This window comes from Arthrobacter sp. NPDC092385 (assembly GCF_044755105.1).
Classification (GTDB): domain Bacteria; phylum Actinomycetota; class Actinomycetes; order Actinomycetales; family Micrococcaceae; genus Arthrobacter_D.
Window position 1 is genome coordinate 248,230 of sequence record NZ_JBIVQL010000004.1, and the last position, 26,936, is coordinate 275,165.

Sequence of the window (26,936 nt, forward strand, 5' to 3'; positions counted from 1 at the left end):
GGAAGAGATCGGTCTGCAAGCGGAGTCCTCTCCCACCCGCGTTTGCCTGGTGCGACCCACGGTCGCATTGCAGGTAGCCGGGTCACCTGGTCGGTCCTGCTGATGAACGCGCAGGAAGCTCGCGCTTCCGCCGACCATCCAGGACCGGTTGACGAGGCCTTCGATTGCGCATGCAATGGGAGGCCTTCTTTCGTTCGCACGCGGTTCCGGTTTGAGAATCCACAGGAGTCACACATTAGCGAGCCAAGAATCAACGATCGTATCCGCGTTCCCGAGGTGCGGTTGGTCGGACCTGCCGGCGAACAGGTAGGAATCGTCCGTATCGAGGACGCGCTCCGACTTGCAGCCGAGTCCGACCTGGATCTTGTCGAGGTAGCACCGCAGGCCAAGCCTCCGGTGGCCAAGCTCATGGATTTTGGTAAGTACAAGTACGAAGCGGCCGTCAAGGCGCGCGAGGCGAGGAAGAACCAGACCAACACGGTCCTCAAGGAGATCCGGTTCCGCCTCAAGATCGACACGCACGACTACGAGACGAAGCGCGGACACGCGATGCGCTTCCTCGGAGCCGGCGACAAGGTCAAGGCCATGATCCAGTTCCGCGGCCGCGAGCAGCAGCGTCCCGAGATGGGCATCCGCCTGCTCCAGAAGTTCGCGGAGGACGTCGCCGAGGTAGGCATCGTCGAGTCCTCGCCGCGGATCGACGGCCGCAACATGGTCATGGTCATCGGTCCGACGAAGAACAAGGCCGAAGCCAAGGCGGAGGCGCGCCGGGAGACCCAGCGGGCCGAGGCGAAGGCTGCCAATGAAGCCGTGAAGGCCGGCGGCGAGGTCAAGCGTGTCGACACCTCCCGTGCCGGCACCGCGCCGCTGACGCAGTCCCTCGCGGACCTGCTGCCCGAGGGCTACTCGATCACGAGCGAACCCGAGGCTCCCGTCGAGGCGGTACCGGCCACCGAGGCTCCCGTCGAGGCGGCACCGGCAACGGAGGCGCCCGCTGCGGAGGCCGCAGCGGCTCCTGCCCCGGTCCAGGCCCCGGCCGTCCAGGCTGAGCCGAAGGCCGCGCCGGCACGCACGTCCTCGGCCCCGCGGTCGACGTCGTCGCGACCCGCCTCCGAGCGCCCTGCGGCTTCGCGCCAGGCTCCGGCTGCTTCGGCACCGAGGCCTGCGACGGCACCGCAGGCGCCACGACCGGCAGCCGCACAGGCGCCGAGGCCCGCAGTGGCACCGGCTCCCCGTCCGGCAGCAGCTGCACCGGCCCCGAAGCCGGCCGTCGCGGCCAAGCCCTCGGCCATGCCGAAGCCCGGAGCGCCGAAGCCGTCGGCGACCCCCAAGCCTGCCGGCAGGACGGCGCCCAAGAGCCCGACCAGCCGTCCCCAGCCCGGAAGCACGGACTAGGGCTCCGGCCCTGTCCTTCCCGGGCACGTTCGAACACCAGCAGGCACCTTCGGGTGCCGACCTCCGGGTGCAACCGCCCCGGCTATCAAAAGGAGATCGGTTCCCATGCCGAAGATGAAGACCCACAGCGGAGCCAAGAAGCGCTTCAAGCTGACCGGTAGCGGCAAGCTCAAGCGCCAGCAGGCCAACCGCCGCCACTACCTCGAGCACAAGTCCTCGACCGTGACGCGCCGCCTCGCAAGCGACCAGATCGTCTCGAAGGCCGACACCAAGGCCATCAAGAAGATGCTGGGCATCTAACCACCAATCCACCCCTCGGGAAAGCGCGCACGTATCGTGCAGCGCTGCGGCTGCGGCCGTGACCGAAGAAGAACAAAAGGAGTACGCACGTGGCACGTGTGAAGCGGGCAGTCAATGCCCACAAGAAGCGCCGGGTCATCCTCGAGCGCGCCAAGGGTTACCGCGGCCAGCGTTCGCGCCTGTACCGCAAGGCGAAGGAGCAGCTGCTCCACTCGTTCGTCTACAGCTACGGCGACCGCCGCAAGCGCAAGGGTGACTTCCGTCGCCTGTGGATCCAGCGCATCAATGCTGCGTCCCGCGCCAACGGCCTGACGTACAACCGCCTGATCCAGGGCCTCAAGGCCGCCGAGATCCAGGTCGACCGCCGTATGCTCGCCGACCTTGCCGTGACCGACGGCGCCGCCTTCGCAGCGCTCGTCCAGATCGCGAAGAACGCCCTGCCGGCCGACACGTCGGCTCCGCTCAAGGCTTCGGCCTAGGCCCGTCGGCTGCAGCGGACCTGCTGGTCCGCGCACCGGTACGCGATGACTGTGAACGGACGCCCCCAGGCACCACTGATGACCAACACCCAGGCAGACCGGGTGAAGGAGGTGGCCCGCCTGGCCGGGCGTCCGTCGCGGTTAAGGCGCCGTGAGTTCCTCGCGGAGGGCCCACAGGCCGTGCGTGAGGCGCTGCGCCTCCATCTCGAGCGACGCGGCGCCGGCAGGGACGGCGTCGTCGTCGATGTCTACGCGACCTCGGAAGCGCTCGAACGGCACCCCGACGTCGCCGACCTCCTCGGTCGGCACGGGGCGCCGGGCGTCCGGGAGGTGACCCCCGAGGTGCTCGCGGCCATGTCCTCGACGGTCACTCCGCAGGGCTTCGTGGCCGTCTGTACCTTCGTCGATTCGTCCCTGGAGGATCTGCTCGCTGCGCGGCCCCGACTCGTCGCCGTCCTGGTCGAGGTACGGGACCCGGGGAATGCGGGAACCATCATCCGGGCCGCGGATTCCGCCGGCGCGGATGCCGTCATCCTGACCGGCGCCAGCGTCGATCCCTACAACCCGAAGACCGTGCGCTCGACGGTGGGTTCGCTGTTCCACCTTCCGCTCGTGATCGGAGTCGAGCTCGACGGGCTGCCGGGCCGTCTGCGGGACGCGGGCATGACGGTCCTCGCGGCCGACGGCTACGGCACCACGAGCCTCGACGATCTCCAGGACGCCAGCGCCGCACGCAGGTTCGGCGCAGTTCCGCCCACCGGAGGGAACCGGCAGGAAGGCGGGGACGCGCACTCCGGGGATCGCCGGGAGGAGTCCGCCGCGCGCCCTGCCGCCGATGCCGAGGCGACCGACGGCATCCGGCTGGAGGACGCCGGCGCCTGGCTGTTCGGCAACGAGGCCCAGGGACTTCCCGAGGACGTGACGTCCGCCGCCGACGCCCGCGTCGCCGTCCCCATCTATGGGAGTGCCGAATCACTCAACGTGGGCACTGCCGCGACGGTGTGCCTCTACGCGTCAGCCCGCGCGCAGCGCCGCAGCTGACTCCGCGTCGGTCGGTGCGGGACTCCGGCCGGCCGTGGCGCGGCGGTCCATCCGCCCGCTGGCGACGGCGACACCGAGCCCGAGTACGGCGAGCCCGGCGCCTACGAGGGCGGGTGCCGTGAAGCCCCAACCCGCGGTGATCACGGCGCCTCCTACCGCCGCGCCGAGCGCATTGGCGATGTTCAGGGCCGAGTGGTTCATCGAGGAGGCGAGTGATGGTGCGCCGGGTGAGACGTCCAGGAGCCGTGCCTGCAGGGGTGGAATGAGGGTCGACCCGCTCGCGCCGACCAGGAACACGAAGAGGCATGCGGTCCATGGAACCGTCGCTGCGAGGGGGAACAGCAGCAGCACGGCGGTGATCGTCGCCATGACGCCGTAGATGCTGCCCATGATGGACTTGTCGGCCAGCCGGCCGCCCAGGATGTTGCCCACCACCATGCCGACCCCGTACAGCGCGACGACGAGGGGCAGCAGCGATGCTTCCAGGCCCGCGACCTCGGTCATGACGGGTGAGATGTACGAGTAGACGGCGAAGAATCCGCCGAATCCCACGATCCCGATCAGCAGCGTCATCCACAGCTGCGGACGGCGCAGCGCTCCGAGCTCGCCGCGGATGCTCGCGTCGGCCCGCACGGGGACCGACGGGACGAAGGCCCTGATCAGCACCAGCGTTCCCGCCCCGATGAGCCCCACGAGCAGGAACATGGATCGCCAACCGAACTGCTGGCCCAGCCACGTGGCGAAGGGAACGCCGACCACGTTGGCGATGCTGAGTCCGAGCATCACCATCGAGATGGCGCGGCCCCGCTTCGCCGGATCTGCCAGGGACGCGGCGAGAACGGCGGCGACCCCGAAGTAGGCGCCGTGCGGCAGCCCGGACAGGAACCGCGAGGCCAGCATCCACCCGAAACCCGACACGAAGAAGGATGAGAGGTTGGCGAGCGTGATGACCAGCATCAGCGCGAGGGCCACCGTGCGCTGGGGCTTCCTGGCTCCGATCGTCGCGAGGACCGGGGCTCCGACGACGACGCCGAGGGCATAGGCGGCGATGACGTGCCCGCCCTGCTCGTAGTCCACGCCGAGGTCGGCTCGCATCTCTTCGAGGAGCCCCATGATGGTGAATTCCGTGGTCCCGATGGCGAAGCCACCGACCGCGAGGGCGCCGATGGCCAGCGTGAGGCGAGGTCCGGTGAGGCGGAGCGGAGGCGCTGACGGGGGAGCGGAGGCGGTCATGGGGTCCTTGCGGCGGATCGTCGAGGGGGGGCAGGTGCCGCCGCCGCGTTCGCACCGTGCAAGGGAGCGCCGTGGCGGCGGATGGGGACGCCGTCGTCTCGTTCAAGCCTAGGTGATCGACAGCTCCTCGCCCGAAATGCAAGGGCGAAGAGCGGACCGGCGGATTTGCCGTGGGATCATCAGCAGACTTACCTTTGGTGGACGACGTTTGGTTGAGCAGCGGCCTGTCGATCCTTCTGCTCAGGAGATCCACCATGGAAGCTACTGTCCGTCCCGCAACGCTGCGGGCTACGACACCACCCGCCCCCGGTTCGGGGGTGACCCCGTGAGGACCTTCGGCGTGGAGGAGGAGTTCCTCCTGGTCGATCCGAGCACAGGGTTCCCCATGCCGCTGGGCCAGGAGGCCTTCGGCCAGTGCCACGACGATCGGTTGACCTGCGAGATCAAGCAGGAGCAGATCGAGACAGGGACCCGCCCGCACCGCGACGTGAACGACCTCGCCATGGATATCGCCCGGTGCCGTGCCCTTGCCGATGAGGCTGCACGTCGCGTGGGAGCACGAGCGGCGGCCCTCGCGACGTCACCGCAGCCCGCGTGCCCGCTGGCGACACCCGGCACGAGGTACGAGGAGATGCAGGACAGGTTCGCGGTGACGGCGAGCGAGCAACTCACGTGCGGATGCGACGTCCACGTCGGCGTGGAGGACGACGACGAGGGCGTGGCCGTCCTGGACCGCATCCGTGCATGGCTGCCTGTCCTGCTCGCGCTGTCGAGCAACTCGCCGTTCTGGAACGGTACCGACACGGGCTATGCCAGCTACCGGTCGCAGGCATGGAGCCGCTGGCCCATGACCGGCCCGTGCGACGTGTTCGGCAGCGCCGAGCGCTACCACGCGGCCGTCACCGGACTGCTCGATACGGCCGTGCCGGTGGATCTCGCCCAGATCTACTTCGATGCGCGCCTCAACCACCACCATCCCACGGTGGAGGTGCGGGTCAGCGACGTCTGCCTGTACTCCGACGATGCCGTGCTGATAGCCCTCCTGACCCGCGGGCTCGTGGAGACGGCAGCGCGTGAGTGGCGCGCGGGCGTCGCTCCGCTCGCGGTGCCGACCGCAACGCTGAGGATGGCTTCGTGGCGCGCCGGCAGGTTCGGCATGGACGGCAAGCTCCTCCACCCCACGGAAGCCGGGCCGCAGGATGCGGGGGCCGTCGCGTTCGCGCTGCTGCAGTACATCCGGCCGGCACTGCTGGACCAGGGCGACGCGGAGATCGCCGAGTCGCTGCTGCGCCAGCTCCTCGCCCGCGGCACCGGAGCGAGGAGGCAGCGCGCCGCCCTGCTGCGCAGGGGAGAGCTCGGCGACGTCGTCTCGGAAGCCGTGCGCGTGACCAACCTCGCCCGGGGCGGGATCGCGGACCACCACGAGGCGGCACCCAGGCCGGTGCGCCGTACCATCGCGGGCATGGCGGGCTGGGGCAGGGCGGCGACGTCGTGAGCGTCGACCGGGCTCGTACGCCTCGCCGCGCCGACAGGGAACTGACCACGATCGACTGAAGGGACCGAATCATGAGCTGGACACCGCATTCGTACCAACTGCCTCAGAGCGAGCACCTGAGGGAGGACATCAACCTGCCGCAGGAGCCGGAAGCCGAGAGCGCCGCGGAGTTCTCGGAGGACAGCTACACCTCCACGGAGCTCAACGCGGGGCAGCAGGTCCCCGGGCTGAGCCCCCACGGCGAGTACCGCCGGGGAGACAATCCGGAGCACCAGACGGCGCCGACGGGTGACCAGCTCGCCTCGCCCGAGGAGAGCTGACCTGCGGGAGGACGCGCCGGAGCGGCCGGACGGCCGTGCCCGGCCGGCGGCGTGCGGTCGATAGACTCGGCGCGTGACACAACCAGGTTCCCACGGGCTCCGCCAGATCGTCGGCGCGGCCGTCGTCGACTCCCTCGACCACCCGACCCGGCTCCTCGTCGCCCGACGGACGGCTCCGCCGCAGTTCGCGGGCATGTGGGAGTTCCCGGGCGGGAAGGTCGAGGAGGGGGAGACGTGCGAGTCGGCGCTGCGGCGCGAGCTCGAGGAGGAACTGGGGATCGAGGCCCGCCTGGGGGCGGAGATCCCTGGGCCCGGTCCGCAGGGATGGCCGCTCACGGCAGCGGCCGCGATGCGCGTCTGGCTGGTCGAGGCAGCGGCGGGCCAGGCGGCACCCCTGCAGGACCACGACGAGCTGCGCTGGGTGCCCCTGCACCCCGCCGGGGAACTCGACGCCCTGCCGTGGATTCCCGCTGATCGGCCCATCGTCGTCGCACTGCGCGCCGCCACGGTCGCGAGCGCCGCGGGCTAGAAGAGCGACGCCTGGACCGGGCCCGGCGAACGCGTGCTGCCCGCAACGGTAGAGGCAACCGGCTCCGCGCCGGCGGTCAGGTTGCGGAGGAAGCCGGCTCCCGCCATGAGGCCGTGCTTCCTGCGGAAGACGCGGATCCGCCCCGTGAGCCACTCCCTGTAGTCCTTCGAGGCGTAGCTCCCGCCGCGGTACAGCGCCTCGTACCGCGGCACGAGATGTGGATGGTGGGTCGCGAGCCACTGCATGAACCACTCCCGGGAGCCGGGCCTCAGGTGGAGGGGGCCGGCGGTCACGCCCGTGGCTCCTGCCGCAGCCAGCTCGCCGAACAGCTGGTCGAGGGATTCGTCGCCGTCGGTGAGCCAGGGAAGGATCGGCATGGCCATCACCCCGCAGGGCAGCCCTGCCTCGCGCAGCCGGGAGATGAGTGCCAGACGCGCCTTCGGCGCGGGGGTGCCGGGCTCGATCGCCTCGGCCAGGACCGGGTCCACCAGCGCGAGCGAGATGCCCATCCCGACGGTGACCGACTGCGCGGCCGCCTTCAGGAGAGGGATGTCGCGGGCGAGGAGCGTGCCCTTGGTGAGGATGGAGAAGGGCGTGCCCGAATCCGCCAGGGCCGAGATGATGCCCGGCATCAGCTTGTACCGCCCCTCCGCGCGCTGGTACGGATCGGTATTCGTGCCCAGGGCCACGTGCTCGCGCTGCCAGGACGGGCGGGCGAGTTCGCGGGTGAGCACCTCGGCAGCGTTGATCTTCACGACGAGCTGGGCGTCGAAATCGAGACCTGTGTCGAGGTTGAGGTAGCTGTGCGTCTTGCGGGCGAAGCAGTACACGCAGGCGTGGGAGCAGCCACGGAACGGATTGATGGTCCAGGAGAAAGGCATCGAGGAGGTGGGTGGGACCTTGTTGAGGACCGACTTCGCCGTGACCTCGTGGAAGGTGATGCCGGCGAACTCCGGAGTCCGCACGCTCCTGACAAGGCCGGCAAGGGGCACCAGCGCCGGCTCCGTGAGCGCGCCGTCGTTCGTGATCTTCTGACCTTCCCACCGCATCGAACAATTAGAACACGTGTACTAATCGGTTGTCGCGGCATTCCTGTGACCGCGTCTAGGCTGGGGTGATGATCCTGCTGACAGGCTTCGAACCCTTCGGGGGAGAGTCGACCAACCCGTCCTGGCAGGCCGCGCGGCGCGCTGCCGAGCTGCTGACCGAGCAGGGCCGGGAGGCCGTCGCCGTCGAGGTTCCCTGCGTGTTCGGGCGGAGCGTCGACGTGCTCGGGGCCGCCCTCGAGCGCCTCAGGCCGGAGATCGTCCTGTGCGTCGGACAGGCCGGTGGGCGCGGGAGCATCTCCGTGGAACGCGTGGCCATCAACGTCGACGACGCGCGCATCCCCGACAATGCGGGACGCCGGCCCATCGACGAGCCCGTGGTGGCGGGCGGCCCGGCGGCGTACTTCTCCACCCTGCCGATCAAGGCCTGCCGCGAGGCCGTGGCCCGACTCGACATCCCCGTCGAGGTGTCGCAGACGGCCGGTACCTACGTGTGCAACCACATCTTCTACGGCCTCATGGACCTCCTCGCAGCCCGTCAGGGCGTGCGCGGCGGCTTCGTCCACGTCCCGTACTCCGCCGAACAGGGCGAGGCGCACGGGCAGCCCGGGCTTCCCGTCGAGGCGATGGCGGCAGCCCTCGTCGCCATCGCGACGACGGCGGCGGGCACCACGACCGACGCGCGGATCACCGCGGGAGCGGAGCACTGACGCACCCTGCCGGCGTCGAGCCGACGGGAGGGCGAGACGGCAGGGAGCCGCCCGGCGGGGACCCGCCCGCGACGGGCCGCACGGGAGGCGGTGCCTACCGCGGACCCCTTGTGGCCCGGGCCGCCCTGAGCGCCGCCCCGATGGGCCGCAACGGCTTCTCGGTATAGCCGCCGTCGGACAGCCCGGCTCCGCGCTCGAACACGTTGCGGGACGCCGGATCGCCGGTCCTCAGGAGCGAATAGCCCGCGGCCAGCAGGTACGCCGGAAGGAAGGGCAGCCCCAGGCATGACGCGTACTGCCGGGCATGGCGCGCCTCGTGCTCGAGCAGCCGGACGAAGCCCGCCGTGGCGCCGTCGGGAACGCGGCCGCGGAGCAGCACCACACTGCCGATCGTGAAGGCCCGGGCCTTCGGCAGGCGGCGGCCGTAGCCCTCCGCGAGCAGGATCCCCGACGGGCCGGCGGAGATGCGGCATCCGGACAGCGCAGCCACGGCCAGGCCGCACGGCGTCGACAAGTTGATCCAGTTGAGGAAGGGCACGAGCCGGGAATGCATGGGGTCATCGTACTGGCGCCGTCACCGGTAGGGGCCCCTACCGGCAGTGGCCCCTACGGGCAGTGGCTCCTGCCGGCAGTGGCTCCTGCCGGCAGTGGCTCCTGCCGGCAGTGGCGGATCCCGGGCGGCGGCCGCTCACCCGGGTTGTCGCGCCCCTGAACGGGTCGCCTAGACTTGACACGCCGGTGCGCCTTCCGCTGCGACCCGGCGTTTTCCTGCCCACGGCGCGGCTTGCCCACAAGCCGCCGCCGCACACCGAGACTGCAAGGTAAGCAACCCCCATGTCCGAAACACCAGAGCACGCCGGGCACGACACCCCCGACGCCCAGGTCCCCGATCCGCTGGACGCCGCCTCCGTCGCCGCCGCCGTCGATGCCGCGCTCGCGGACATCGCGGCCGCCGCCGACCTCGACGGCCTGAAGGCCGTCCGGATCGCGCACACCGGCGAGAAGTCACCGCTGAGCCTCGCCAACCGGGGTATCGGTGCACTGCCGAAGGAGCAGAAGTCCGCGGCCGGCAAGAACATCGGCCCGGCCCGCGGCCGGATCAACCAGGCACTCGCCGCGCGGGGCGCCGAGCTCGAGGCCGAGCGCGACGCCCGGATCCTCGTCGAGGAGGCCGTCGACGTCACGGCGGCTCCACGCCGCCGCAGGACCGGTGCCCGGCATCCGCTCTCCACCCTGCAGGAGCGCGTCAGCGACGTCTTCGTCGGGATGGGCTGGGAGATCGCGGAAGGCCCGGAGCTCGAGTCCGAGTGGTTCAACTTCGACGCCCTGAACTTCAAGCCGGACCACCCCGCCCGCGAGATGCAGGACACGTTCTTCGTCGAGCCCCCCGAGGCGCACCTCGTGCTGCGCACGCACACCTCGCCGGTCCAGGTCCGCTCCATGCTCGAGCGCGAGCTGCCGATCTACGTCCTGTGCCCCGGCAAGGTCTTCCGAACGGACGAGCTCGACGCGACCCACACCCCGGTGTTCCACCAGTTCGAGGGACTCGCCATCGACAAGGGCCTCACCATGGCGGACCTCGTGGGCACCCTCGAGCACTTCACGCAGCAGCTCTTCGGCGACGACGCGAAGGTCCGGCTGCGCCCCAACTACTTCCCGTTCACGGAGCCGAGCGCCGAGCTCGACATCTGGCACCCGGGCGCCAAGGGCGGCCCGCGGTGGATCGAGTGGGGTGGCTGCGGCATGGTCAACCCCAACGTGCTGCGTGCCACGGGGATCGACCCGGAGGTCTACTCCGGGTTCGCCTTCGGCATGGGGATCGAGCGGGCGCTCATGTTCCGCAACGAGGTCGTCGACATGCGGGACATGATCGAGGGCGATGTACGTTTCAGCGAACACTTCGGGATGGAGATCTAGGTGAGAGTCCCACTGTCCTGGCTGCGCGAGTACGCAGCCGTACCCGCGGATGCGACCGCGGAAGACGTGATGGCCGAGCTCGTGAAGGTCGGCCTGGAGGAGGAGGACGTGCATCGTCCCACCGACGAGCTGACCGGTCCGATCGTGGTCGGCCAGGTCCTCAGCCTGGTGAAGGAGCCGCAGTCCAACGGCAAGACCATCAACTGGTGCGAGGTCCGCGTGGTGCCCGAGGGTGCCGCGCAGACGCTCACCGGCGACGGGATCGATCCCTCGGGCGTGCAGGGCATCGTGTGCGGGGCCCACAACTTCGTCGAGGGCGACAAGGTGGTGGTCACCCTGCCCGGCGCCGTGCTGCCCGGAGACTTCCGCATCAGCCCGCGCAAGACCTACGGCCACGTGTCCGCCGGCATGATCGCCTCGGTCCGGGAACTCGGCATCGGCGACGACCACGACGGCATCCTCGTGCTCTCGACCCTCGGCCTCGACCCGGAGGTCGGCGCCGACGCCATGGAGCTCCTCGGCCTGTACGATGAGGCCGCGGAGATCAACGTGACACCCGACCGCGGCTACTGCTTCTCCATCCGCGGCGTCGCACGCGAGTACGCGCACGCCACGGGGACCGCCTTCACCGACCCGGCCGGTGCCGTCGTCGTCCCGGAGGCGAAGGGCGTCGGGTACCCGGTGCGCCTCGAGGACGCCGCCCCCATCTACGGCGCGCAGGGCTGCGACAGGTTCGTGGCGCGCACGGTGCGCGGCGTCGATCCGTCGCGCCCCACGCCGCCGTGGATGTCCGCGCGGCTGCGCCTCGCCGGCATCCGCTCCATCTCCCTCGTGGTCGACATCTCGAACTACGTGATGCTCGAACTGGGCCAGCCGCTGCACTTCTACGACCTCGACAAGCTCTCGGGTGACATCGTGGTGCGCCGGGCGAGCCCGGGGGAGACGCTGCGGACCCTCGACGACAAGGAGCGCACGCTCGACGCCGAGGACCTCCTGATCACCGACGCCTCGGGCCCGATCGGCATTGCCGGTGTCATGGGTGGTGCCGCCACCGAGGTCACCGACGGCACACGCAACGTGCTGATCGAATCTGCGCACTTCGACGACGTCAGCATCGGCCGGTCCCGCCGTCGCCATCGGCTGCCCTCCGAGGCGTCCAAGCGCTTCGAGCGCGGCGTGGACTGGAAAGTCGCGGACATCGCCGCGCAGCGTGCCGTCGGACTCCTCCTCGAGCTCGCCGGCGGCACCGCCGACGACGCCGCCACCGACGTCGGAGAGGCGCCGCAGCCGCGGGTCATCGACCTCGCCGCGGACTTCCCCGCCCGCCTGATCGGACGCGACTTCACGGACGCCCAGATCAGGGGCACGCTGACCGACCTCGGGGCGACGGTCGAGGAGGCCGACGGGGGGTACCGCGTCACCGCTCCGAGCTGGCGCAGCGACCTCGAGACACGCGAGGACCTGACCGAGGAGATCATCCGCCTGCTCGGGTACGACACGATCCCCTCATCATTGCCGGTCGCACCTCCCGGGCGCGGCCTGACGCGCGTCCAGCAGCAGCGCCGGAGGCTCCTCAACGCGCTCGCGGCCGCAGGGCTCACCGAGGTGCTGTCCTACCCGTTCGTCAGCGAACGCGCCAACGCCGTCTTCGGCACGCCGGAGGAGGGAGCGCTCGCCGCGTCGGTGAAGCTCGCGAACCCGCTCAGCGCCGAGCTCGGCCACCTCCGCCGCTCGGTCCTGCCGGGCCTCGTGGAGCTGGCGAAGCGGAACTCCTCGCGGGGCTTCCGCGACCTGGCGCTGTTCGAGGCCGGTGCGGTCTTCCTGCCCGAGGGTCCCCTCGGCACGGAGTCCATCCCGCCGCTGGGCGTCAAGCCCGACGACGACGTCCTGGACGCGCTGTATGCCGGCATCCCGGACCAGCCGCAGGTCGTCGCCGCACTGTTCACGGGCCACGAGGTCCCACCCTCGGCGGGCGTCGTGCCGCGCGCGTGGGACTGGGCGGACGCCGTGGACACCGTGCACCTCATGGCGCAGGTCACCGGCGTCGACGTCGTCGTGCGGCAGGGCAGCCACCAGGCGTTCCACCCCGGGCGCACCGCGGAGTTCTCGCTGCGCAGTGGCGAGGTGCTGGGTTTCGCGGGTGAGCTGCATCCGAAACTGATCGCCGCACAGGACCTCCCCGCGCGCACGGTGGCCCTCGAGATCAACGCGGACCTCCTGTTCGAGGCCGCCGCGGACGTCATCGTCGCGCGGCCGCTGTCCACGTACCCGCCGGCCACGCAGGATGTCGCCCTCGTCGTGGAGTCCTCCGTGGTGGCGGGCGACGTGCTCGAGGCACTGCGCGAGGGGGCCGGCGAACTCCTCGAGGACGTCAGCCTGTTCGACGTCTACACGGGGCCCGGCATCGGCGAGGGGAAGAAGTCCCTGGCCTTCGCCCTGCGCTTCCGCGCACCGGACCGCACCCTGACGGCCGAGGAGGCGAGCGCGGCGCGTGATGCCGCGGTGTCCCTCGCCGCCGGACGGTTCGGCGCCGTGCAGCGCTGATCGCAGCTGCATGGTGACAGGCGGAAGGCTCGCCCCTGTGTGGGGGCGAGCCTTCCCCTTCCTCAGGGACGCGTCCCGGTCCCCGTCGTGGCAGCAGGCGCCGTTGCGCAGTGGTCCGTGAGGTGGGCTCCTGAATGACGCGAGCGGTCCTTCAGCCTCCGCACCAGCAGTACCTTCGCCGAGTGCGGCGCGGATGAGGTCGGCATAGAACTCAGCGACATGCTGAGCACGTCCGAGGGCAATAATCCTGTCGGGTCCGTGGACGCTCCTGCCCCTGGATTCTGGACGATGGCCTTGCTGATCGGTTCCACGGCGATGTCGCACTCGGCAGGCAGGAACGCGCAAGCTACTCGGGTCTGGCGTGGGCGCGAACTCCGACCCTAGGGCAAGAAGTGGAGGCTTGCGGAGTCAGGATCGGGCGCGGTTCGTGCCGGTGCGGCCGTGGACGATGTGGACACTCCGGTCGAAGGCTCCGAGGGTTCGAAGTCTGTTGCGTCGGGCCGTCACGTCTCGTCGAGGGATCGAGACGCGGGTACCCGATGAGCATGCCGGCTCTGTAACGCTCAAGGCACCTTTACAGGGCAATTTCTCGGGCGGGCCATACGGGAATTACCGCGATCGGTGCTCATACAGGCTTCTCCTCCTTGATCGAACCAGGGAGGGGCGTCCCGGTCGCCGACAGGAGTTCAAGCAGTTAGGACTCAGATGGTCTCTGCGTCGGCAACCGTGCGTATTCGAGCACGTGGATACCCAGTTCCGAGGTGAACGACCAGGTATCTCCTACTAGGTGCGCTGCACGATCGAAAAGCTCCTGAGCTCTCGCGGCCTGACCCGCGCTTAGCATTTGATTGGCTCGTTCCAGCGACGTGATGACACCATCCAGTGACTGACTAGAGGCGCCTGTACCGCGTTTGTCCGGCGGTAATCCCAGTTCCTCCTCCGTAGAACTGAGCAGACTCTCGATCCTCACGGCTCTTCCCTCCCGACGGCGACACACAGGACTATATGGCCTATGGCTCTTCGGCTCGACCAGGACCTGCAACATGGGAGCGTTGGACGGGAGGAGGGCGCAGTAGCCGATCTTCCACCGGCACATCGCTTACCGCTAGCGACGTGAGGGTGTCCGGCTCGATGCAATCAGAGAGCTGAGCGTTGACCGAAGGTGGCTGGGTCGACGGGTCGTTGATTCTTGGGCAGTTTTTCGAGGACGAGGAGGTATGACTCGGTCACCAGGTCCTCGACGAGGTCAGCTTCCAGCCCACCGCTCGGGTTGAGGGTGATCCAGTGCTTTTTGTTCATGTGGTAACCGGGCGTGATGGCATCGTAGGCCTCACGGAGTAGGCGCGCGTCATCTGGGGCCGCTTTCAGGATGACAACTGGTTCAGCGGCGACTTCGGTGTGCAGCATGAATACTTTTCCACGCACCTTGTAGACGTCCCAGTCAGCTCCGAACGGGTGGGTGAGTTCGGCGCCTGGAAGTTCACGCACCCGTTCGGCAGCCCGCTGTTGCAGTTTCTTCCCTTGCATGGTGATCGTGGGGTTCCTTCGAGTAGCCATGGTGCGACGACCAGTTTGCCTGCGGTGTGAACGTTCTCGGTGTGCCGGTTATCCTGGTCGATGATTGCCCAAGGGCGAGCAGTTGACGGAGCGTCTATTCGCTGATCCTGTCAGAAAGATGCTGATCCTAAGCCGATCCTGCTTGCGCTCCCAGAAATCCGCACGCTAAGGGTCGATTCCTGCATGGGTGACAAAGAAGGCTTCGAGGACCGCGTTGTCCTCGTAGGCCAACTGCATCCGTGCTGTCTGATGCTCGAGAAACCAGTCAACGCGTTGGCCTTCGGTCAGGACAAGCTTCCGTGGGTCTGCCTCGAGGACGGCGGTGAAGGTGTTCTCGATTCCATAGGATCTTTGTCTTCTTCCGAGGAACCGAATCGAATCGACCGGCAGAGTAACGCCTAGTTCTTCGTGCACCTCGCGTTCGATGCAGGCTCGCGCTGTCTCTCCGGGTTCGAGCATTCCGCCGGGGATGGCCCACATGCCCGGGAACGGGATGCTCGGTTCTTCGTCCCGCAATTGCAGCAGCACTGCGCGGGCGTTGTTCACCAGAATGATTTGGCATCCCTCTGGGGTTCCAGTGCTACTCATGCGACCAGTTTAGGAGGACGGTCCTAGCCGGCTGGAGTGTTCCTAAGACGCGGTGCCCGCCCGATCCTCATGCGGGCGTTGCCCAGAGAGCGGTTCCCCACCGGATCGGTGGACAAGACGCTGTCGCCGTGATGGGGCCCCCGGACAGCCGCTCGAAGCGGCCCTCGAAATGTCGGTGGCGGTTGAGAGAATTCGGTATGGACAGCAGCCGGAATGCTCCACTCGACATCATCGAGAGCGGTGGTGCTGCAGGGCCGGATGCTGTCCCACCTGCGACTGTCCCTGCCACGCGGGTGCGGGACCTGATCGACGCGATGGCCTCCCTTGCCCTCCCGTCGGACGGTTCGGAGCTGATCGATGAGGTGCGTGCCCTGGAGGACCTGAAGTCCGCGATCGCCGGCCGTCAGGCCAGGGCCGAGGTGGCCTTCGATCTGACCGAGCGCCGGTCGCAGGCGGCGGCTGGTGTCCCGGGCGCGGAGCGGGGTCGTGGGGTGGCCGCGCAGATCGCCCTGGCCCGCCGTGAGTCCCCGGCGCGGGGTGGCAGGCTGCTCGGGTTGGCTCGGGCGTTGGTGACGGAAATGCCGCACACCCTGAACGCCCTGGACGCGGGTCTTCTGAATGAGTGGCGGGCGACCCTGCTGGTCCGGGAGACGGCGTGCCTGTCTGCGGCGGACCGGTGCGCGGTCGATGAGGACCTGACAGCTGATACGGGCACATTCGACGGCGCCGGAGATCGGGTACTGGTTGCCGCGGCGCGGGCGGCGGCGTATCGGCGGGATCCGCGCAGCGTGACCGAGCGGGCGAGCCGTGCGGTGGCGGACCGGCGCGTGAGTCTGCGTCCCGCCCCGGACACCATGACCTACCTGACCGCCCTGCTCCCGGTCGCGCACGGGGTGGCGGTGCACGCGGAGTTGACCCGGCACGCGGACGCGGAGCGCGCCAAGGGTGATCCCCGGAGCCGGGGCCAGTTGATGGCCGACGCCCTGGTGGAGCGGACCACGGGCACCCCGGGTGGGTTCTCCCGGGTCGAGGTGCAGCTGATCATGACCGACCGCACCTTGTTCCAGGGCGACAGCGAGCCGGCCCGCCTGCCCGGCTACGGTATCGTCCCCGCAGGCTGGGCCAGAGACCTCCTCAGCACGGGAGAAGCATCAGCTCAAGCCTGCGAGGTCTGGCTCCGACGCCTTTACACCGCCCCCGGAACCGGCGAGCTGATCGCCGCCGAGTCCCGGGCGCGTCTGTTCACCAACGGGCAGCGCCGGTTCATCCAGGCCCGCGACCACGTGTGCCGCGCCCCATACTGCGACGCCCCGATCCGCCACTACGACCACATCATCCCCTGGCACACCCACGGGCCCACCACCCTCGCCAACGGGGCGGGGCTGTGTGAGGCGTGCAACCACACCAAGGAACTCCCCGGCTGGAAAACGACGGCACCACTCCGCAGCGGGTCAGCTTCAGATGCCGGATCCGGAGGAAGGCACGCCCTCGCGATCAGCACGCCCACCGGCCACACCTACCGCTCCACGGCGCCACCCCTGCCCGGCAGCGGACCGCGCGGGAAGGGTCACGAGCTGGAGGCCGAGAGGCGCGCCTGCCCGGCACGCCCGCCCGAAGTGCCTGACCAGGGGCCGGACCACTCGCCGGACGATGAGGGCACTCCGACATACTCCTCCGCGCGACGGAGCCGACGGGCGGAACTGCTCTACGCCTGACCTTCCGGCAGACCGACGTGGCCTGCCGGTGCAGACGACTGCACGAACCGCCACCAGCCTGTCCACGCGAAGGCCTCAGGGAATGAGCAGCACCTTGCCTGTGGTCCGGCGCGCCTGCAGATCTTCGTGAGCGCGGGCCGCGTCAGCGAGCGCGTACCGGGCACCGATGCGCACGTCCAGCTGGCCTGCAGCGACGGCGCCGAAGAGCTCCTCCGACCGCCAGCGCCGTTCCTCGGGGGAGAGCAGGTAGTGCGCGAGCGTGGGCCGCGTGACGAAGAGCGATCCGCCGGCGTTGAGCCGCTGCAGGTCGAAGGGCGGCACGGGGCCGGACGCCGCGCCGTAGAGCACGAGGGTGCCGCGGATCCGCAGCGAGCGCAGCGACCCCTCGAACGTCTCCCGGCCGACGCCGTCGAACACCGCGTCCACCCCGGTTCCCTCGGTGAGGGTGCGGACGGCGTCGGCGAAGCCCTCGTAGCGCAGGACTTCGTCGGCCCCGGCGCCGCGCGCGAGCTCCTCCTTCTCGGGCGTCGAGACCGTCGTGATCACGCGGGCGCCCTTGGCCTTGAGCAACTGGATGAGCAGCAGTCCCACGCCGCCGGCGCCGGCGTGCACGAGGACGGCGTGTCCGGACCGCACGGGGAAGGTCGAGTTGATGAGGTAGTGGGCGGTCATGCCCTGCAGGGGGAGCGCGGCGGCGGTCTCGAGGTCCACCCCCTCGGGTACCGGGAGCGCCCTGTCCGCGTCGACGAGCGCGAACTCGCCGTAGGTGCCCCTGCCCTCCGCGAACGCCACCCGGTCCCCGGGTGCGAAGTCGGCGACTCCCTCGCCCAGGGCCTCCACCGTCCCGGCCGCCTCGGCGCCCGGCGTGAACGGGAGCTCGACGGCATACGCACCGCTGCGCTGGTAGGTCTCGATGAAGTTGACCCCGGCCGCCGCGACCTTCACCAGCAGCTGGCCCGGCCCGGGGTCGGGGCGGTCGACGGCCGCAAGGATGAGGACGTCCGGACCGCCCGGTTCGGAGACGACGATGGCTGAAGGCATGATGCTGGTCCTTTCGGTGGCGTGCCCTCATGCTATTCCGGCCGCGACGGGCACGGCTATGCATAACTATGTGTTGCTACGCATACCTTTGCTGTAGGCTTCTCGCATGACGTTCACCGCAGCAGTATCCGGCGCCAGCGGCTATGCCGGAGGAGAGCTCCTGCGCCTCCTCGCCAACCATCCCGACGTCGAGGTCGGCGCGATCACGGCCCACAGCAACGCCGGTGCGCGGCTCGGCGAGCTGCAGCCGCACCTCCACTCGCTGGCAGACCGTGTGCTGCAGGAGACATCGCCCGAGGTGCTCGCGGGACACGACGTCGTCTTCCTCGCCCTCCCGCACGGCGCCAGCGCGGAGGTCGCCGCGCAGTTGTCACCGGACACGCTCGTGATCGACGCGGGCGCCGACCACCGCCTGCAGGACCCGGCCGCGTGGGAGAAGTTCTACGGCTCGGCGCACGCGGGCACCTGGCCCTACGGCCTGCCGGAACTGCCGGGGAACCGGGCGGACCTGGCAGGGGCGCGGCGCATCGCCGTCCCGGGCTGCTATCCCACCAGCGTGCTCCTGGCGCTCACGCCCGGCTTCGCCGCAGGACTCCTCGAGCCCGACGACGTCGTCATCGTGTCCGCGTCCGGCACATCCGGCGCGGGCAAGGCCGCCAGGACCAACCTCATCGGCTCCGAGGTCATGGGCGGCATGAGCCCCTACGGCGTCGGAGGCGGACATCGCCACACGCCCGAGATGGAGCAGGGTCTGAGCCTCGCCGCCGGCGAGCGCGTCTCCCTCTCCTTCACCCCGACCCTCGCTCCGATGGCGCGCGGCATCCTGACGACCGCGACCGCGAAGGTGCGGCCCGGTGTGGGCTACGCCCGGCTGCGGGAGGCCTGGGAGTCGGCCTACGCACAGGAGCCCTTCGTCCGAGTGCTGCCCGAGGGCCAGTGGCCCACTACGAAATCCGTCCTCGGTTCCAACTACGCGAATCTCCAGCTCGCCTTCGACGACCACGCGGGCCGCGTGATCGTCAGCAGCGTGATCGACAACCTCACCAAGGGGACCGCCGGCGGAGCCGTGCAGTCCATGAACATCGCCCTCGGACTCGACGAGACCGCGGGCCTGACCATCCAGGGGATCGCACCGTGAGTATCACCTATCCGGGCGGGTTCCGTGCCGCGGGCGTCGCCGCCGGCCTCAAGAGCACGGGGAAGCCCGACGTCGCGCTCGTCGCCAATGACGGCCCGCTGCACAACGCAGCCGCCGTCTTCACATCCAACCGAGTGGCTGCCGCCCCCGTGCTCTGGTCCCGCCAGGTCGTCTCTGACGGACGGGTGGACGCCGTCGTCCTGAACTCGGGCGGGGCCAATGCCTGCACCGGTCCCGAGGGATTCCAGAACACGCACCGGACCGCCGAGGTCACCGCCGACCTCCTCGGCGTCTCCGCCACCGACGTCTTCGTCTGTTCCACGGGCCTGATCGGCGAGCAGCTCCCCATGGACGAGCTCCTCGCGGGGGTGGCCGACGCGGCCGGGTCCCTCGGCAGGGGAGGCGGCCCCACCGCGGCCGAGGCGATCATGACCACGGACACGGTGCCCAAGGAGGCCCGCTACCCGGCGACCGCCGACTCTGCGAGCGAAGGCTACGCGATCGGCGGCATGGCCAAGGGCGCGGGCATGCTCGCACCGGGACTCGCCACGATGCTCGTGGTCCTGACCACGGACGCCGCACTGGATCCGGCTGCGCTCGATGCCGCCCTGCGCGAAGCGACCCGCGTCAGCTTCGACCGCACCGACGCGGATGGCTGCATGTCGACCAACGACACCGTGGTGCTGCTCGCCTCCGGCGCGGCGGGCATGGCTCCCGACCAGGCGCAGTTCACCGAGGCCCTGACGAACGTCTGCCTCGACCTCGCGGCGCAGCTCATCTCCGACGCCGAGGGCGCCAGCCACACCATCGCGGTCCGGACCGTCAACGCGGCCTCGGAGCGGGACGCCGAGGTGGTCAGCCGCGCCGTCGCCCGGTCCAACCTCTTCAAGACCGCCATCTTCGGCAACGACCCGAACTGGGGCCGGGTGCTCGCCGCCGTCGGGACCACGGACGCCGTGTTCGAGCCCGATGAGCTGAACGTCTCGATGAACGGCGTGCAGATCTGCCGGAACGGGGGCATCGGGGAGCCCCGCGACCTCGTGGACCTGACAGGGCGCGACATCACGGTGGAGATCGACCTCGCCGCCGGTGCGGCCGCCGCCACCATCTGGACCAACGACCTCACGCACGAGTACGTGCACGAGAACTCCGCCTACTCGAGCTGACGGGAGACGCCATGGCTGATACGACACCCAACAGGACCGGCGCAGCGACGCCCTCGGCCTCCACCCTCAGGGCCCAGGACAAGGCCGCCACCCTCATGGAGGCCCTGCCCTGGATCCAGCGGTTCGCGGGCACCACGATGGTCATCAAGTACGGCGGCAACGCCATGGTGGACGAGAACATGCGCCGGGCCTTCGCGGAGGACATCGTCTTCCTGCACCACGTCGGCATCCGTCCCGTGGTGGTGCACGGCGGCGGCCCGCAGATCAACGCGATGCTGGAGAAGCTGGGCATCGCGTCCGAGTTCAAGGGCGGCCTCCGCGTGACGACCCCCGAGGCCATGGACGTGGTCCGGATGGTCCTCACCGGGCAGGTGGGCCGCGAGCTCGTGGGCCTCATCAACTCGCACGGCCCCTACGCCGTCGGGCTCTCCGGCGAGGACGGCGGGCTCCTCCGCGCCGTCCGCACCGGCACCGTGGTCGACGGCGAGCAGGTGGACCTCGGCCTCGTCGGCGAGGTGACGGCGGTACATCCGGGAGCCATCCTGGACATCCTGCAGGCGGGGCGCATCCCCGTGATCTCCACCGTCGCCCCGGAGTACGATGCCGACGGCGAGGCGACGCAGCAGGTGCTCAACGTCAACGCCGATTCCGCGGCCGCCGCGCTGGCGGCCGCCCTCGGTGCCTCGAAGCTCGTGATCCTCACCGATGTCGAGGGCCTGTACGCCTCCTGGCCGGACCGCTCGTCCCTGATCTCCTCCCTCTCGGTGGCACAGCTCCGCGAGCTGCTGCCCGGCCTCGAGTCCGGCATGATCCCCAAGATGGCGGCCTGCCTGCAGGCCGTCGAGGCCGGTGTCGAACGCGCCCACATCGTCGACGGGCGCCTGGCCCACTCGATGCTGCTGGAGACCTTCACCACCGCGGGCATCGGCACGCAGGTGGTGCCGGATGACACCGCGGCAGCAGCACCAGCAACAGCAACCACCGCAACGCACCCCGACAGTCCAGGAGCACGGGCATGAACGAGACCGGTACGGCCACCACGGGCCGCCATGCCGCCGAGCCCACCGGATCCGCGGTGGGGGACGGTGCGGTGGAGCTCCTGACGGGCGGGGATTCCGGAGCGGCCTGGCTCGCGCGCTACAACGGGGCGCTGATGGGTGTCTTCGGGACGCCGCAGCGCGTGCTCGTCCGCGGCTCCGGCTGCTACGTGTGGGACGCGGACGGCACGCAGTACCTCGACCTCCTCGGCGGGATCGCCGTCAACGCCCTCGGCCACGCGCACCCCTTCGTCACCTCCGTCATCGCGAGCCAGCTCGCCACCCTCGGCCACATCTCCAACTTCTTCACGAGCCCCACGCAGGTGGCGCTCGCGGAGAAGCTGCTCGCCCTCGCGCAGGCCCCCACCGGGTCCCGCGTGTTCTTCACCAACTCCGGCACCGAAGCCATCGAGGCCGCCGTCAAGCTCGCGCGCCGCAACAGCTCGCCCGAGCGGCAGCGCATCCTCGCCCTCGACGGCGCCTTCCACGGACGCACCATGGGCGCTCTCGCCCTCACCGCGAAGAAGGCCTACCGGGAGCCCTTCGAACCGCTCCTGGCCGGCGTCGAGCACGTGCCCTTCGACGACATCGAGGCGCTCCGCAGCGCCATGGACGATTCCGTGGCCGCGCTGGTCCTCGAGCCGATCCAGGGGGAGGCGGGCGTGCGGCCGCTCTCGCCGGAGTACCTGCGGGCCGCGCGGGAGCTGACGCGCCGGCACGGTGCCCTGCTCATCCTCGACGAGGTCCAGTCGGGCATCGCGCGGACGGGCCGCTGGTTCGCGCACCAGGCGGTCGACGGCGTGCTCCCGGACGCCATGACGCTCGCGAAGGGCCTCGGGGGAGGCTTCCCGATCGGTGCGCTCATCACCTTCGGGGAGGACGTGTCCAGCCTTCTCGGCGCGGGCCAGCACGGCACCACCTTCGGCGGGAACCCGGTGGCGACGGCGGCCGGGCTCGCGACGCTGCACGCGCTGGAAGCCTCGGGCGCCCTGCAGCACGTGACCGGTGTCGGCGCCTTCCTGCGGTCGGGTCTCGCCGCCGTCGACGGCGTCGCCACGGTGCGCGGGGAGGGCCTGCTGATCGGCTTCGACCTCGACGGCGAGTACGCGCCGGCGGCGGTGCAGGCGGCCCTCGCGGCGGGCTTCATCATCAATGCGACCGGTCCGGCGACCATCCGGCTGGCACCACCGCTCATCCTCACCCACGAGCAGGCCGCGACCTTCCTCGACGCCCTGCCCTCTATCCTCAGCACCGCCCTCACCACCGCCCGGGAGGCAACAGCATGACGCGCCACTTCCTCGTCGACACCGACCTCTCGCCCGCCGAACAGGCCGAGGTGCTCGACCTCGCCGCCGAGCTCAAGGCGAAGCCCTACTCCCATGCCCCCTTCGCCGGTGACGGCGCGGGCCGCAGGACGGTCGCCGTGATCTTCGACAAGACCTCGACGCGCACCAGGGTGTCCTTCGCCGCCGGCATCGCCGATCTCGGCGGCGTACCGCTGATCATCGGCGCGGGGGACTCCCAGCTCGGGCACAAGGAGTCCATCACCGACACCGCGAAGGTCCTCGAGCGCATGGTCGCCACGATCGTCTGGCGCACCTACGCCCAGGCGGGCCTCGAGGAGATGGCCGCGGCGTCGAGCGTCCCCGTCATCAACGCCCTCTCCGACGACTACCACCCGTGCCAGCTGCTGGCGGACCTGCTCACCATCCGCGAGCACAAGGGGAGGCTCGCCGGCCTGACGATGACCTACCTCGGGGACAGCGCCAACAACATGGCCAACTCCTACCTCCTCGCCGGCGTGACGGCGGGGATGCACGTGCGGATCGCCGGACCGGAGGGCTACCTCCCTGATCCGGCCGTCGTAGCGGCCGCCGAGGCGCGTGCGGCCGAGACCGGCGGGTCCGTCCTCGTGACCACGGACGCCGCCGTCGCGCTGGCCGGTGCCGACGTCGTCGCCACCGACACCTGGGTGTCGATGGGCCAGGAGGAGGAGAAGGCCGCGCGGCAGGACCTCTTCCGCCCGTACGCCGTCGACGCCGCCGCCATGGCGCAGGCCGCTCCCGACGCCGTCGTCCTCCACTGCCTGCCCGCATACCGCGGCTACGAGATCGCCGCCGAGGTCATCGACGGACCGCAGTCCCTCGTCTGGGACGAGGCGGAGAACCGGCTGCACGCGCAGAAAGCGCTCATGACCTGGCTCGTCGCACGGTCGGCCTCCCCGGCCGGACCACACCGGGCGGAGCGCGTCTCATGACCGTGCAGCGGGATCCCGTCCGGCCCACCACGAAGACCGCTCGGCACGCCCGCATCACGGACCTGCTGACAGCGCAGTCCGTGCGCTCGCAGGTCGAACTCGCGGCACTCCTCGCCGCGGACGGCGTACAGGTGAACCAGGGGACGCTGTCCCGGGACCTCGTGGAACTCGGCGTCGTACGCGTCCGGGGAGCCGACGGCGCCCTCGTCTACGCCGTCCCCGTAGAGGGCGGCGGCCGCCACGCGCGGAGCGGCGTCTCCCAGGAGATCCTCGACGCACGGCTCGCCAAGCTGTGCAATGAGCTCTTGGTGACGGCGGAATCCTCGGGCAACATCGTGATCCTGCGCACCCCGCCCGGAGCGGCGAACTTCCTTGCCCTGGCCATCGACCACTCGGTGATGCCGTCCATCCTCGGCACCATCGCGGGGGACGACACCGTGATGCTCGTCAGCCGCGAGCCCGACGGCGGCGCGGCCGTCGCCGAACGGTTCCTCGGCTTCGCGCAGGAGACACAGGGGACCGCCGAGCAGTCCTGACTCCCGCGCCGCTACGCTGGCATGGGCGCGGGTCGACCGCGCACCCTCCGTCCGCACGCACAGGCTTCACCTCCCGGACTCCACGTCCGGACCCAACGAACAGCTGACAAACGGGCGCCCGCCCGGACAATCGAAGGAGCATTTCCCGTGACCGAACGCATCGTCCTCGCCTACTCCGGCGGACTCGACACCTCCGTCGCCATCGGCTGGATCGCCGAAGCCACCGGGGCCGAGGTGATCGCCGTGGCCGTCGACGTCGGACAGGGCGGCGAATCACTCGAGACCATCCGCCAGCGTGCCCTCGGCTGCGGTGCCGTGGAGGCCTACGTCGCGGACGCCCGCGAGGAGTTCGCGACCGAGTACTGCATGCCCGCGCTGAAGGCGAACGCCCTGTACATGGACGCCTACCCGCTGGTCTCGGCGCTGTCGCGTCCCGTCATCGTCAAGCACCTCGTCGCCGCCGCGCGGGAATTCGGCGCCACGACCGTCTCGCACGGCTGCACCGGCAAGGGCAACGACCAGGTGCGCTTCGAGGTCGGCATCCAGACCCTCGGCCCGGACCTGAAGTGCATCGCGCCCGTCCGCGACCTCGCGCTCACGCGTGACAAGGCCATCGCCTTCGCGGAGGAGAAGGGCCTGCCGATCGAGACCACGAAGAAGAACCCGTTCTCCATCGACCAGAACGTCTGGGGCCGCGCCGTCGAGACCGGCTTCCTCGAGGACATCTGGAACGGACCGACCAAGGACGTCTACGACTACACGGCCTCTCCCGAGTTCCCGCCGGCTTCGGACGAGGTGACCATCTCCTTCCGGGAGGGCATCCCCGTGGCGATCGACGGCAACGCCGTCACCCCGCTGCAGGCCATCGAGGAGCTCAACCGCCGCGCCGGTGCCCAGGGCATCGGCCGTATCGACATCGTCGAAGACCGGCTCGTCGGCATCAAGAGCCGTGAGATCTACGAGGCGCCCGGTGCGATGGCCCTCATCGCCGCGCACCGCGAACTCGAGAACGTCACCATCGAGCGCGAGCAGGCCCGCTTCAAGAAGACCGTGGACCAGCGCTGGACCGAGCTGGTGTACGACGGCCAGTGGTTCTCCCCGCTGAAGCGCTCGCTCGACACCTTCGTGGACGACACGCAGAAGTACGTCACCGGCGACATCCGCATGGACCTCCACGGCGGGCGTGCGACCGTGACGGGGCGCCGCTCCGACGTCGCGCTCTACGACTTCAACCTCGCGACCTACGATTCGGGCGACACCTTCGACCAGTCGATGGCCCGCGGGTTCATCGAGATCTTCGGCCTGTCCTCCAAGGTGGCGTCGAGCCGGGACCAGCGGGCAGGCGCCTGATGGTCCCACAGCACGACGGCGGCCCACGAGCGCAGGGGTCCCCGGCTGAGCGGAGCGAGGTCGGGGGGCGCCCGGTGGGCCCACGAGCGCAGGGGTCCCCGGCCGAGCGGAGCGAGGTCGGGGGGCGCCCGGGGACGAACGAGGGGTCGCTGTGGGGCGGCCGGTTCGCCGGCGGTCCCGCCGATGCCCTCGCGGCCCTGAGCAAGTCGACGCACTTCGACTGGCGGCTCGCGACGTACGACATCGAGGGGTCTCGTGCCCATGCGCGCGTGCTCAACCGGGCGGGACTGCTCGACGACGCCGAGCTGGCCGGCATGATCGACGCGCTGGACCGCCTCGACGCCGATGTGCGGTCGGGTGCGTATGTGCCGGCGGACAGCGACGAGGACGTGCACGGCTCCCTGGAGCGCGGCCTGATCGAGCGCGCGGGCCCCGCCCTCGGCGGCAAGCTGCGTGCCGGCCGGTCCCGCAACGACCAGGTCGCCACGCTCGGCCGCATGTACCTGCGGGACCACGCCCGAGTCATCGCCCGCGGCGTCCTCGCGACCATCGGGGCCCTCGTCGACCAGGCGGAGGAGAACCTCGAGGTGCCGATGCCCGGGCGCACGCACCTGCAGCACGCCCAGCCGGTCCTGCTGAGCCACCACCTGCTGGCCCACGCGTGGGCGCTGCTGCGCGACGTGCAGCGGCTGCAGGACTGGGACCGGCGCGCCGGCGTCTCGCCCTACGGGTCCGGTGCTCTCGCGGGATCGTCGCTGGGCCTGGATCCCGAGGCGGTCGCGGCGGACCTCGGGTTCTTCTCCGCGACGCACAACTCCATCGACGGCACCGCCTCGCGGGACGTCTACGCGGAGTTCGCGTGGGTCGCGGCGATGATCGGCGTGGACCTGTCCCGCGTGAGCGAGGAGATCATCATCTGGGCCACGAAGGAGTTCTCCTTCGTCACGCTCGACGACGCCTTCTCCACCGGCTCCTCGATCATGCCGCAGAAGAAGAACCCGGACGTGGCGGAACTGGCGCGCGGCAAGGCCGGCCGGTTGATCGGCGACCTGACGGGTCTGCTGGCGACGCTGAAGGGGCTGCCGCTGGCGTACAACCGGGACCTGCAGGAGGACAAGGAGCCCGTGTTCGACGCCGTCGACACCCTCGAGGTCCTGCTGCCCGCGGTCTCCGGCATGATCGCCACGCTCGTCTTCAACACCGAGCGCATGGCGGCCCTGGCTCCCCTCGGATTCGCGCTGGCGACGGACATCGCCGAATGGCTCGTCCGGCAGGGCGTGCCCTTCCGGGAGGCGCACGAACTGTCGGGCGCAGCTGTCCGGATCGCCGAGCAGCGCGGCGTGGAACTGTGGGACCTGACGGATGATGAGTTCGCGGGGATCTCCGCGCACCTGACTCCCGCCGTCCGCGAGGTCCTGACGGTCGAAGGCTCCCTGGCCAGCCGCGACGCCCAGGGAGGCACCGCTCCGGCCGCCGTCCGGCGGCAGCTCGCGGCCCTGTGCGCCGAGCTCGACGGCGTCGGGGCGTACGGCGCCGCCTGAC

The 26,936-nt window shown here is 70.2% G+C and carries 25 protein-coding genes; 19 read left to right on the plus strand and 6 right to left on the minus strand.

The window, feature by feature from the left end:
* Positions 1-276 precede the first annotated feature (276 nt).
* The 4 genes from infC (at position 277) to ACIQCY_RS07545 (ending at position 3,215) form a co-directional block, all read left to right on the plus strand.
* On the plus strand, positions 277-1,395 hold the full coding sequence (gene infC, locus ACIQCY_RS07530; protein WP_400483272.1) for a translation initiation factor IF-3: 1,119 nt from the start codon (positions 277-279) through the stop codon (positions 1,393-1,395).
* A gap of 105 nt (positions 1,396-1,500) precedes the next feature.
* Positions 1,501-1,695 (plus strand): 50S ribosomal protein L35, encoded by a 195-nt coding sequence (rpmI, locus tag ACIQCY_RS07535; protein ID WP_087030491.1) that lies wholly within the window; start codon positions 1,501-1,503, stop codon positions 1,693-1,695.
* Between the two features lie 89 nt (positions 1,696-1,784).
* Entirely contained in the window at positions 1,785-2,174 is a 390-nt protein-coding gene (gene rplT, locus ACIQCY_RS07540) for a 50S ribosomal protein L20 (protein ID WP_055772447.1), read from the plus strand.
* Positions 2,175-2,219: 45 nt separating this feature from the next.
* Complete coding sequence (locus ACIQCY_RS07545) at positions 2,220-3,215, plus strand: TrmH family RNA methyltransferase (protein ID WP_400483273.1); 996 nt, start codon at positions 2,220-2,222, stop codon at positions 3,213-3,215.
* Here ACIQCY_RS07545 and ACIQCY_RS07550 read toward each other — a convergent pair.
* Positions 3,189-4,448, minus strand: a complete 1,260-nt coding sequence (locus tag ACIQCY_RS07550; RefSeq protein WP_400483274.1) for an MFS transporter — start codon at positions 4,446-4,448, stop codon at positions 3,189-3,191. The genes ACIQCY_RS07545 and ACIQCY_RS07550 overlap by 27 nt on opposite strands.
* 325 nt (positions 4,449-4,773) lie before the next feature.
* Between ACIQCY_RS07550 and ACIQCY_RS07555 the strand changes: the two genes are divergently transcribed.
* The 3 genes from ACIQCY_RS07555 (at position 4,774) to ACIQCY_RS07565 (ending at position 6,792) form a co-directional block, all read left to right on the plus strand.
* Positions 4,774-5,943, plus strand: a complete 1,170-nt coding sequence (locus tag ACIQCY_RS07555) for a glutamate--cysteine ligase (RefSeq protein ID WP_400483275.1) — start codon at positions 4,774-4,776, stop codon at positions 5,941-5,943.
* 71 nt (positions 5,944-6,014) lie between these two features.
* Positions 6,015-6,263: a hypothetical protein gene (locus ACIQCY_RS07560; protein ID WP_400483276.1), complete on the plus strand. Its 249-nt coding sequence runs from the start codon at positions 6,015-6,017 to the stop codon at positions 6,261-6,263.
* A 73-nt stretch (positions 6,264-6,336) separates the two neighbouring features.
* Positions 6,337-6,792: a (deoxy)nucleoside triphosphate pyrophosphohydrolase gene (locus tag ACIQCY_RS07565; RefSeq protein WP_400483277.1), complete on the plus strand. Its 456-nt coding sequence runs from the start codon at positions 6,337-6,339 to the stop codon at positions 6,790-6,792.
* Here the strand turns inward: ACIQCY_RS07565 and ACIQCY_RS07570 are convergent.
* Positions 6,789-7,841 carry an Rv2578c family radical SAM protein gene (locus ACIQCY_RS07570; RefSeq protein WP_400483278.1) on the minus strand — a complete coding sequence of 351 codons (1,053 nt, stop codon included), beginning with the start codon at positions 7,839-7,841 and terminating at the stop codon, positions 6,789-6,791. The two genes, ACIQCY_RS07565 and ACIQCY_RS07570, sit on opposite strands and share 4 nt — an antisense overlap.
* A gap of 68 nt (positions 7,842-7,909) precedes the next feature.
* Here ACIQCY_RS07570 and pcp point away from each other — a divergent pair, with 68 nt between their 5' ends.
* The gene (gene pcp / locus ACIQCY_RS07575; protein ID WP_400483279.1) at positions 7,910-8,548 is read left to right on the plus strand and encodes a pyroglutamyl-peptidase I; all 639 of its coding nucleotides are present in this window, start codon (positions 7,910-7,912) and stop codon (positions 8,546-8,548) included.
* Between the two features lie 94 nt (positions 8,549-8,642).
* On the opposite strand, the gene ACIQCY_RS07580 is transcribed toward pcp, so the two are convergent.
* The gene (locus ACIQCY_RS07580; protein ID WP_400483280.1) at positions 8,643-9,101 is read right to left on the minus strand and encodes a hypothetical protein; all 459 of its coding nucleotides are present in this window, start codon (positions 9,099-9,101) and stop codon (positions 8,643-8,645) included.
* A 281-nt stretch (positions 9,102-9,382) separates the two neighbouring features.
* Between ACIQCY_RS07580 and pheS the strand changes: the two genes are divergently transcribed.
* Positions 9,383-10,465, plus strand: coding sequence for a phenylalanine--tRNA ligase subunit alpha (pheS, locus tag ACIQCY_RS07585; protein ID WP_400483281.1), 1,083 nt, complete (start codon positions 9,383-9,385; stop codon positions 10,463-10,465).
* The gene (gene pheT / locus ACIQCY_RS07590) at positions 10,466-13,009 is read left to right on the plus strand and encodes a phenylalanine--tRNA ligase subunit beta (protein WP_400483282.1); all 2,544 of its coding nucleotides are present in this window, start codon (positions 10,466-10,468) and stop codon (positions 13,007-13,009) included.
* 1,137 nt (positions 13,010-14,146) lie between these two features.
* On the opposite strand, the gene ACIQCY_RS07595 is transcribed toward pheT, so the two are convergent.
* Together ACIQCY_RS07595 and ACIQCY_RS07600 are read right to left on the minus strand one after the other, a co-directional pair.
* Positions 14,147-14,536, minus strand: coding sequence for an MmcQ/YjbR family DNA-binding protein (locus ACIQCY_RS07595; RefSeq protein WP_400483283.1), 390 nt, complete (start codon positions 14,534-14,536; stop codon positions 14,147-14,149).
* 195 nt (positions 14,537-14,731) lie between these two features.
* On the minus strand, positions 14,732-15,154 hold the full coding sequence (locus ACIQCY_RS07600; RefSeq protein ID WP_400483284.1) for an NUDIX hydrolase: 423 nt from the start codon (positions 15,152-15,154) through the stop codon (positions 14,732-14,734).
* Between the two features lie 197 nt (positions 15,155-15,351).
* On the opposite strand from ACIQCY_RS07600, the gene ACIQCY_RS07605 reads away from it, so the two are divergent.
* On the plus strand, positions 15,352-16,869 hold the full coding sequence (locus ACIQCY_RS07605; protein WP_400483285.1) for a DUF222 domain-containing protein: 1,518 nt from the start codon (positions 15,352-15,354) through the stop codon (positions 16,867-16,869).
* Between the two features lie 75 nt (positions 16,870-16,944).
* On the opposite strand, the gene ACIQCY_RS07610 is transcribed toward ACIQCY_RS07605, so the two are convergent.
* Positions 16,945-17,910, minus strand: a complete 966-nt coding sequence (locus tag ACIQCY_RS07610) for a quinone oxidoreductase family protein (protein WP_400483286.1) — start codon at positions 17,908-17,910, stop codon at positions 16,945-16,947.
* A 106-nt stretch (positions 17,911-18,016) separates the two neighbouring features.
* Between ACIQCY_RS07610 and argC the strand changes: the two genes are divergently transcribed.
* The 8 genes from argC to argH all read left to right on the plus strand — a co-directional run bounded on the left by argC (position 18,017) and on the right by argH (position 26,935).
* On the plus strand, positions 18,017-19,048 hold the full coding sequence (gene argC, locus ACIQCY_RS07615; protein WP_400483287.1) for an N-acetyl-gamma-glutamyl-phosphate reductase: 1,032 nt from the start codon (positions 18,017-18,019) through the stop codon (positions 19,046-19,048).
* On the plus strand, positions 19,045-20,214 hold the full coding sequence (gene argJ, locus ACIQCY_RS07620) for a bifunctional glutamate N-acetyltransferase/amino-acid acetyltransferase ArgJ (protein ID WP_400483288.1): 1,170 nt from the start codon (positions 19,045-19,047) through the stop codon (positions 20,212-20,214). Before argC ends, argJ begins: the two co-directional genes overlap by 4 nt.
* Before the next feature lie 11 nt (positions 20,215-20,225).
* The gene (gene argB / locus ACIQCY_RS07625) at positions 20,226-21,233 is read left to right on the plus strand and encodes an acetylglutamate kinase (RefSeq protein WP_400483289.1); all 1,008 of its coding nucleotides are present in this window, start codon (positions 20,226-20,228) and stop codon (positions 21,231-21,233) included.
* Positions 21,230-22,537, plus strand: coding sequence for an acetylornithine transaminase (locus tag ACIQCY_RS07630; RefSeq protein ID WP_400483290.1), 1,308 nt, complete (start codon positions 21,230-21,232; stop codon positions 22,535-22,537). Before argB ends, ACIQCY_RS07630 begins: the two co-directional genes overlap by 4 nt.
* Positions 22,534-23,508, plus strand: coding sequence for an ornithine carbamoyltransferase (gene argF, locus ACIQCY_RS07635; RefSeq protein ID WP_400483291.1), 975 nt, complete (start codon positions 22,534-22,536; stop codon positions 23,506-23,508). Before ACIQCY_RS07630 ends, argF begins: the two co-directional genes overlap by 4 nt.
* Positions 23,505-24,044, plus strand: a complete 540-nt coding sequence (locus tag ACIQCY_RS07640) for an arginine repressor (protein WP_400483292.1) — start codon at positions 23,505-23,507, stop codon at positions 24,042-24,044. The genes argF and ACIQCY_RS07640 overlap by 4 nt, the downstream gene beginning before the upstream one ends.
* A 147-nt stretch (positions 24,045-24,191) precedes the next feature.
* The gene (locus tag ACIQCY_RS07645) at positions 24,192-25,394 is read left to right on the plus strand and encodes an argininosuccinate synthase (protein WP_400483293.1); all 1,203 of its coding nucleotides are present in this window, start codon (positions 24,192-24,194) and stop codon (positions 25,392-25,394) included.
* Positions 25,394-26,935, plus strand: a complete 1,542-nt coding sequence (argH, locus tag ACIQCY_RS07650; protein ID WP_400483294.1) for an argininosuccinate lyase — start codon at positions 25,394-25,396, stop codon at positions 26,933-26,935. The genes ACIQCY_RS07645 and argH overlap by 1 nt, the downstream gene beginning before the upstream one ends.
* Position 26,936: the final 1 nt, after the last annotated feature.

Coding starts and splice junctions, on each gene's coding strand:
- rpmI (WP_087030491.1), top strand. CDS start 1,501: ATGCCGAAGATGAAGACCCACAGCGGAGCCAAGAAGCGCTTCAAGCTG.
- ACIQCY_RS07545 (WP_400483273.1), top strand. CDS start 2,220: ATGACTGTGAACGGACGCCCCCAGGCACCACTGATGACCAACACCCAG.
- ACIQCY_RS07550 (WP_400483274.1), bottom strand. CDS start 4,448: ATGACCGCCTCCGCTCCCCCGTCAGCGCCTCCGCTCCGCCTCACCGGA.
- ACIQCY_RS07560 (WP_400483276.1), top strand. CDS start 6,015: ATGAGCTGGACACCGCATTCGTACCAACTGCCTCAGAGCGAGCACCTG.
- ACIQCY_RS07570 (WP_400483278.1), bottom strand. CDS start 7,841: ATGCGGTGGGAAGGTCAGAAGATCACGAACGACGGCGCGCTCACGGAG.
- pcp (WP_400483279.1), top strand. CDS start 7,910: ATGATCCTGCTGACAGGCTTCGAACCCTTCGGGGGAGAGTCGACCAAC.
- ACIQCY_RS07580 (WP_400483280.1), bottom strand. CDS start 9,101: ATGCATTCCCGGCTCGTGCCCTTCCTCAACTGGATCAACTTGTCGACG.
- pheS (WP_400483281.1), top strand. CDS start 9,383: ATGTCCGAAACACCAGAGCACGCCGGGCACGACACCCCCGACGCCCAG.
- ACIQCY_RS07595 (WP_400483283.1), bottom strand. CDS start 14,536: ATGCAAGGGAAGAAACTGCAACAGCGGGCTGCCGAACGGGTGCGTGAA.
- ACIQCY_RS07600 (WP_400483284.1), bottom strand. CDS start 15,154: ATGAGTAGCACTGGAACCCCAGAGGGATGCCAAATCATTCTGGTGAAC.
- ACIQCY_RS07605 (WP_400483285.1), top strand. CDS start 15,352: ATGGACAGCAGCCGGAATGCTCCACTCGACATCATCGAGAGCGGTGGT.
- ACIQCY_RS07610 (WP_400483286.1), bottom strand. CDS start 17,910: ATGCCTTCAGCCATCGTCGTCTCCGAACCGGGCGGTCCGGACGTCCTC.
- argC (WP_400483287.1), top strand. CDS start 18,017: ATGACGTTCACCGCAGCAGTATCCGGCGCCAGCGGCTATGCCGGAGGA.
- argB (WP_400483289.1), top strand. CDS start 20,226: ATGGCTGATACGACACCCAACAGGACCGGCGCAGCGACGCCCTCGGCC.
- ACIQCY_RS07630 (WP_400483290.1), top strand. CDS start 21,230: ATGAACGAGACCGGTACGGCCACCACGGGCCGCCATGCCGCCGAGCCC.
- argF (WP_400483291.1), top strand. CDS start 22,534: ATGACGCGCCACTTCCTCGTCGACACCGACCTCTCGCCCGCCGAACAG.
- ACIQCY_RS07640 (WP_400483292.1), top strand. CDS start 23,505: ATGACCGTGCAGCGGGATCCCGTCCGGCCCACCACGAAGACCGCTCGG.
- argH (WP_400483294.1), top strand. CDS start 25,394: ATGGTCCCACAGCACGACGGCGGCCCACGAGCGCAGGGGTCCCCGGCT.